The sequence below is a fragment of the Streptomyces sp. NPDC002784 genome, assembly GCF_053592135.1.
Genome location: NZ_JBSFVD010000038.1, coordinates 24180 through 30641, shown reverse-complemented (window position 1 = coordinate 30641; position 6462 = coordinate 24180). Strand labels below are relative to the sequence as shown.

7 protein-coding genes are annotated in these 6462 nt (G+C 70.3%); all 7 read right to left on the bottom strand.

Annotated features, from left to right (window positions below; translation table 11 throughout):
- Positions 1–190: 190 nt before the first annotated feature.
- Positions 191–1090: a replication-relaxation family protein gene (locus tag ACWD1Z_RS34025; protein WP_451124202.1), complete on the bottom strand. Its 900-nt coding sequence runs from the start codon at positions 1088–1090 to the stop codon at positions 191–193.
- A gap of 436 nt (positions 1091–1526) precedes the next feature.
- On the bottom strand, positions 1527–2243 hold the full coding sequence (locus tag ACWD1Z_RS34020; RefSeq protein WP_451124200.1) for a hypothetical protein: 717 nt from the start codon (positions 2241–2243) through the stop codon (positions 1527–1529).
- 133 nt (positions 2244–2376) lie between these two features.
- Complete coding sequence (locus ACWD1Z_RS34015; RefSeq protein ID WP_451124198.1) at positions 2377–2721, bottom strand: hypothetical protein; 345 nt, start codon at positions 2719–2721, stop codon at positions 2377–2379.
- A 40-nt stretch (positions 2722–2761) separates the two neighbouring features.
- Positions 2762–3796 (bottom strand): phosphoadenosine phosphosulfate reductase, encoded by a 1035-nt coding sequence (locus ACWD1Z_RS34010; RefSeq protein ID WP_451124196.1) that lies wholly within the window; start codon positions 3794–3796, stop codon positions 2762–2764.
- 561 nt (positions 3797–4357) lie between these two features.
- A complete protein-coding gene (locus ACWD1Z_RS34005) occupies positions 4358–5260 on the bottom strand; it encodes a Mom family adenine methylcarbamoylation protein (protein ID WP_451124194.1) in 903 nt (300 codons plus the stop codon).
- Positions 5257–5775 carry a DUF6248 family natural product biosynthesis protein gene (locus ACWD1Z_RS34000; protein WP_451124192.1) on the bottom strand — a complete coding sequence of 173 codons (519 nt, stop codon included), beginning with the start codon at positions 5773–5775 and terminating at the stop codon, positions 5257–5259. The genes ACWD1Z_RS34005 and ACWD1Z_RS34000 overlap by 4 nt, the downstream gene beginning before the upstream one ends.
- Positions 5772–6404 carry a hypothetical protein gene (locus ACWD1Z_RS33995; RefSeq protein ID WP_451124190.1) on the bottom strand — a complete coding sequence of 211 codons (633 nt, stop codon included), beginning with the start codon at positions 6402–6404 and terminating at the stop codon, positions 5772–5774. Before ACWD1Z_RS33995 ends, ACWD1Z_RS34000 begins: the two co-directional genes overlap by 4 nt.
- Positions 6405–6462: the final 58 nt, after the last annotated feature.

Below are 6462 nucleotides of genomic sequence, written 5' to 3'. Positions count from 1 at the left end.
CGATACGAGAAACTCGCCGTCCGCTACGAGGCGACTGTGCTGGTCGCAGCCATCAACGAGTGGCTGTGACCAGCACTTTCGCAACACGCCCTAGTTGGGGCCAAGGATTGACGGAGTGTCACTTTTGTGAGGTTACGGCGCTCCCGTACGGGTCACACGTGGCACGTCAGCCAGCATCCGTACCAACGACTCACAGGGCTGTCCACGGGCGAGGCTTGCCGCCGGCCAGAGGCACCCAGACGTCCTGGGCGGGGCCGTTGTGCTCCAGGTCTTCCAATATGGCGGCTCCGAGCGGGGCTTCGCGGGCGAGGTCCGCCACGAGCGGGTGCTGAGCCACCATCGCCTGCAGATCGCTTATCCGTTTCTCCAGCCTCGTCCGGGGGGCACCGGTGAGCACGAAGAGGACACGGGGAAAGACCGGATACCAGCGCAGCCATGCAGGACCTGCGGACGCCTGTCTGCGCCGGCCGACGGGCTGGGCCTCGTACTGGAACAGGCGGGCGTACTCGATCAGCTTCACGGCCAGCCGCTCACTGCTCATGGTGCTGCGGTCGACTTCCACGAATGCGCGCAGCTTTCGCCGGTGTTCGCTCTCGACGGCCGTGTAGTGCATCACCGCGTCGGCCACGATCCGCTCGCCCTCACCGATGGAGTGGGACACCTCAGGGTTCCAGTCCCATGGGCCGTGCTCGTGCCCGAGCCGGCGGGCGTCTGCGGCGAAAGCAAGGTGAGCGCGAACGACGGCGAGCGTGTGCGGGGTCTTCAGCGACGCTGCCGTGGTCGAAGTGATCGGGTAGGGTGATCGCCCTCGCAGGACGGGGAGGTCCCGGGTCAGCCGCGCGCCTTCCTGCGTGAGGTACCAGGCGTTGGTACGGCTCCGGTGCGCGTCCTGAAGCACCGTGCAGTCGACGAAGCCGTCGGAACGCAGCCTGTTCAGGACACGGGACATCAACTGCCGCGTGCCGTCCGGGCGCAGCATCCGGCGCAGCTGGCTGGTGGTGGCGATGCGGTGCTGGGCGAGCCCCGCCAGCACCTGGTGGGCCAAGGGCTCAGCGTCCGTCGCCTGAGTACTCCGTGCGGCGCTGCTCATGAGACGTTTCCTTCCACGGCCGTGGCGGTCTCCGACGGAAACCTGCGGTTGCTGCTCGAGGAAACCCGTTGGCCCCGACCAGGCCCCCGACCACAAAGCCCCGACCATGGTCACGAAGGCGAAACAGCCTGGCGGTCTGCACCGTGCCCGGCATCCATGGCCCCGACCACGGACCGCGCCCATGCGCCAGGGCAGCTTGCTCCTGCAACGAGGACCGTCATCAGCTGGGCCAGGGGCCACTGACGAACTGGAAAGACGGCGGCCCCACGAGAAGTTCGGCGATGGCCGGTCCGCAGCAGCCAGGGCTGCTGCGGGGCGTGGTGGCGAGCCACACCATGCCGGCCATCGTGCGACACCCGGCCCGCAAGGGACCAACTCCCACAGCCGGCTGTCGCGCTTATGGGGCGATGCGCGGAGGCCCGCTCACCGCCGGGTACTACTTCTTGGACCGCTGGGCGGCCTGCTCGAGGATGCGCCGGCGTGTCCACCGCCGACGCCCGTTTTGACGCCCGGCATTCTCGGCGACCCCGTCCGTGGTCTTCAGCAGCGGAAGGTTGCCCTGGGACAGGCTGCTCGAGAAGGAACCGACGCTCTTGAACCCCAGCAGGGCGGCCGCCTGGCTCGCCCCCAGAAGCTCGTCGGGATCGCCGTCGACTGGAACGTCGGGCAGGGGCGGTGCCTCCGTGGCTCCGGCTCGCCTTCCGCGACCGGGCCGAGTAGCCATCCACGCCTGCAGGGTCTCCACCTTCCACAGTTGCCGGCGGTAGGGGTTCTCCGCCGTGCCCTTCTCTTCGACGACGTCCGGCTCGGGGAAGTAACCGGGGTGGTCGCGCACGAAGGTCGTGACCTGGTTGGAGTTCTTGTAGCCGAGATACCTCGAGGCCTCCGCAGCGTTCAGCAACGTCTCCGGGGGGAGGGAGGGCGGCGCGTGTTCAGCGAGCCGTGTCGGCGCGCGGTGGGCGAACCACTCGGTGACCTCCGCGTGGTCCCACAGACGGGCGCGGCCGCGCTTGTCGACAGGCTCGGGGAATACCTTGCCGACCGCGTTCTCCGCGCGCCCGGTGTAGAGGCCGGTGATCCGTGCGGGCGTCAGGCCCTGTTCAGCCGCGATCTCGGCAGCGTCGGCCAGGCGAGGCTCACGGCGCGAGGTCATGGCAGAACCGTCCGTCCTGTCAGCAGTGAGCCGGCCAGCCCGGCTCGCAAAACAAATAATGGCAGAAGTATCGGTCGGAGGTCCAGCCCGCGTCCCAAGGTTTCTGTCGGCCGGCCACCCCACGGCCCACGGCCTACTCCTCGGGGATCAGACAGACACCTCGGCGGGCGGCGTCCGCGGCCATCTCCGTGTAGGCCATGGCGGCCGGCGTCATCTCCCACTCGACCAGGGCCAGCAGCAGGATCACCTCGTCGCGGCCCTGCGAGGCATCACAGGGCATACCGGCGGTGTCCGCGGCGAACAGCAGGTCCGCGGTGGCCAGCCCGTCGAGACGTGCTGCCACTTCCCGGTGCAGCTCCTGCAGGCCCTGCTGGTACAGCTCGTTCGCCTCGCCCAGGAGCAGCGCCAGGTCCTCGCTGTGGCTGGCCGGTGCCGCTGCAGCGAGATCGAGGATGCGCTGGGTGGTCGTGGTCATCATGAGGAGTATCCCTCCAAAGGAGCGGTGTGCGGTGTGGTGGTCAGTGGCAGCCGTCGCACCCGGCGGCGCTGTGCAGGATCTCGCCCGGCCCGGTGCGGGCCTTGGAGTCCCAGGTGGGTGGCTTGCGCAGGGCGGAGTGGACGTCGCGTTCCATCCGCTCGAAGTCCGCGTTTTCCTCAACCTCGATGCCGGGGTCCGGGGCATCGCGCCGGCGGGTCAGGGCGATGAGCTCGGCCATGGTGATGTTCGGGTTGAACGGCACCTGGCGGACGCGTTCGACCAGCGCGCACAGCTCGGCGAGCCGCGGCCGGCGCCCGGCCATCAGCAGCAGATCACGGTGGTTGGCCAGGGTGCAGGCCGAGCACGAACAACGACTGGAGCCACGCCGGTCCCCGGCGCCGGGATGCGAGTCGTAGCACCAGTGGTAGGGCAGCCCCGCACTGATCGTGCGCTCCCAGACTTCCTCGGTGCTCACCTGGTGGGCGGGCAGCCACTCGTCGACAACCCGGGCCGAGTTGTCGGTCGTACGGCGCCACACCTCCCGGTTGCGCCGGTCCGCGCTCTCCTCGGCCCGCATCCCGAGCACGTTCGCGAACATCAGCGGTCCGTCCGTCTCCTTCCTGAGCGCGCGGACCTGGGGGGTGAACGCCTGGTACACCATCTTCGTCTTCCACGGACCCGTGCAGGTGCGGGCCCGGCCGAGCCAGGGCCAGTCACCCCGCTCCGCAATGAACGTCAGCAGATCGAACGGCACCCGCTCACCGTCGACTTCACGGCTGCGCCGGACCTCGACATGCCGCTCAGGCGGCACTCCGAGGGCCGCGCTGTGCTGGGCAGCGAGTTCGCTGGCACTCGGCCAGCGAACTCCGTCCACGGTGACGGCGGGCCACTCCACTGGTCCCAGACTCGCGTGGGCGGTCCAGACGCGGTCGGCGACACCTGACTGGCGGGCGGCGTCCATCGCGATCAAGCCGGCCACAAGTCCGTCCTTCCCGCCGGACAGGTTGATGACGATGCGGTGCCGGGTCGCGGCGAACGCAACCGGACCGGCATACAGGGGGGTGGGGTGCGACATGGTTCCTCTTTCCTGATGGGCGGATTAGCGGGCATCCCCGACGGGGCCGGCCTGATGGGGCTGGGAATCGGTGAAGTGCGTGCACTGGCCACGGGCGGACGGGCTTTGCAGTGCCAGCAGGGCCGTGCCTCGGGGTAGGCACGGATGTGGTGGTGGCACTGGTGTCCGGCGTACAAGCCGCTGGTGCGCAGATGAGTGAGGAGGATGAGGTCGAAACACGCGAGGGCAGCCCAGCCGGTGACGCCTCGCTGGGGGTGCGGGTACTCGGTGCCTCCACCGAGGACGACGCTGCTGACCGACACGAGCAACTTGTTCTGGGCGGTGTCGACGGCGTGGATGCTGTACCGGGTTCGGTTCCCGGGCCGCGTCGACCAGGGGGCGGTGTCCTTGGGGCCGTGAGCGTGGCCGATCACGGGAAAGCCTTCGAGCTGGTGCACTGAGAGGGTCGGCGGCGGTTTCCAGAGGGCGGGCATGGGTGGCCTCCTGAGGGAGCACGGAACAAAATGGGCGGTGAGACGGGCGACCGCGGCGGGCGGTACGGACTGCGCGGCAAAGCAGCCCTCAGACCGCGATCGGTTCGGGGTCGGGCTGCTTGGGATAGGGCCGTTGGGCGGGGAGGCCGAGCTTGATCTGCTCGCGCTCGCGCCGGCTTCGGCCCAGCCGCCATACGTAGCGGTGCGCTCCGCGGTGCCGTACGTTGCGGGCGCCGACCGCGACTAGGGCCTCCCGGAGCCAGACGGCCGGGTTGCACCCGGCCCGCGGCACTGGAGCTCCGAGCGCGATGAGCTGGGCTTCGGCGTACTGGTGGCCCGGCTCCTGGCGGCGGATCTTCTGCGCCGTGCGGTCGTGGAAGACGGTGCCGTCCGGCAGGAGCTTCACCGTCCGGGCCGTGGCCCGGCTGGCGTAGAGCGCGTTCGTGGCGGCGTAGATCGTGCCGACGTGCCCAGGCATGACCAGAACGCCCGAGGCTGTCCGGCGCGGGACGGGGTCCGCGAACGAGACGACTCCGTGTACACCCCTGGCGAGCAGGCGGTTCAGGCAGTTCGCGAGGAACCACGACTCCGAATTCGCCGGGCACTCATCCAGCAGGACGAACCGCGAGCACACCAGCGACTCGGTGAACGGCCGGAGCTCGGGCAGTGGCTTGGTGAGGACGGCGGTGCTGACCGGCACGCCGAACACGGCCACCCCGCACAGCCGACGCTCGCCGTCGACGACGTCGTACAGGCCGAACTGCACCGTCACCGCCGGGTACGAGCCGGAGTAATGGTGTGCGAGCACGAACCCCTTGCCGGGCTCCTCGTCGGGGATGACGTCCACGGTGTATCGGCGGGCGTCGAAGCCCCCGTCGCGGACATGCGCCCAAGAATGCTTCTGGTCGCGCCACCGCTGGCACCAGGGCGACGCGGTCGGCACCTCCGGCAGGTCCTCGAACGGCAGGGCCTCCTGGACCGGGAACCTCACGGTGCCTCCCCGTCCCCGCGCTCCTGCGGGCCGCGCGCGAAGAGGGGGAGCTGTCCCTCCGGGGCGGCTGCAGGCCCGTGCGCGGGGACGGCGTGCTGCGCGGCAGGGGGTACCTCGGGTTCGCCCGCGTCGGCGGTCTCTTCGACGACCGCCGGGTGAGGGCAGGGGCAGAGCCACCTGCAGGGCCGCTGGCCCGGTCCGTACCGGATCACGGCGACGACGAACCCGTGGGCGTCGGTGATGGTGTCGGCGTGTTCGTCGACGCGGGGGCCGTCGGCGCTGACGCACCGGTCGTGGTGCCCGGAGGCGCAGCCGGGGCAGGTGCCGCGCTCGCAGGAGCACCAGCGGTGGAAGCCGTGGGGGTAGGCGTCGTCGATCTTGCGCAGTCCTTTGGTCCAGGCGTGCGCGCGGACCCAGGTGCCTTCCTCCTCGGTCATCGGGGAGGGCACGGTGGAGGGAATGGGGTCGAGGATGCCCATGATCGCGGCGCCGATATGGCGCAGGCGGGTCGTCATGCTTCGTCTCCAAACAGGGTGGGGGCGGCGTGGAGTTCGTTCATCCAGGCCAGGAGGCGGGGGAGGTTGGTGTCGGGCCCGAAGGCGAGGTAGGTGCCGTCGCAGCTGGTGCAGCCGAAGGCCTGCGCGATGCGCAGGCGCCGGCGGGAGTTGACGCGGCCCATGTGGACGGTCAGGCCGCGCTCCCGGGCCTCAACGGCCAGCCGGTGGGCGGCCGGTGAGGTCTTCCACTCGGTCGATCCCGCCAGGAACAGGACGTCGATCGAGTCCCAGGGGATGAGGCCGTGCTCGCTGCCGTCCTGGGCGGCGAACGCGGCCGGGACGCCCAGGGCGCGGATGGGCTCCAGCCAGGGCAGCGACTCGGCGAGGGTGGCCGCGGCGTCCATCGGGACGTCGGGGGCGACGGCCCACAGGCAGCGGCCCTGGCCGTAGCGGTTGACGGTCGCCGTCAGCCACGCGAACCAGGCCTGCTCGCCGGGCCATCCCTTGCCGAACTTGCCGTTGTCGCACGCGTACAGGGCGCCGGGCGGGATCACGTTGCCCTGGGCCGGGGTCGTCATGCAGGCCAGGAGTCCGGCCTGCATGACGGCCCGTACGTCAGCTCCGGACGGCGTGGCCAGGTACAGCACGGCGGAGAAGCGAAGGAGGAGCAGGGGCTGCGGGCATGGGTGCGCGCACGGGAAGTCC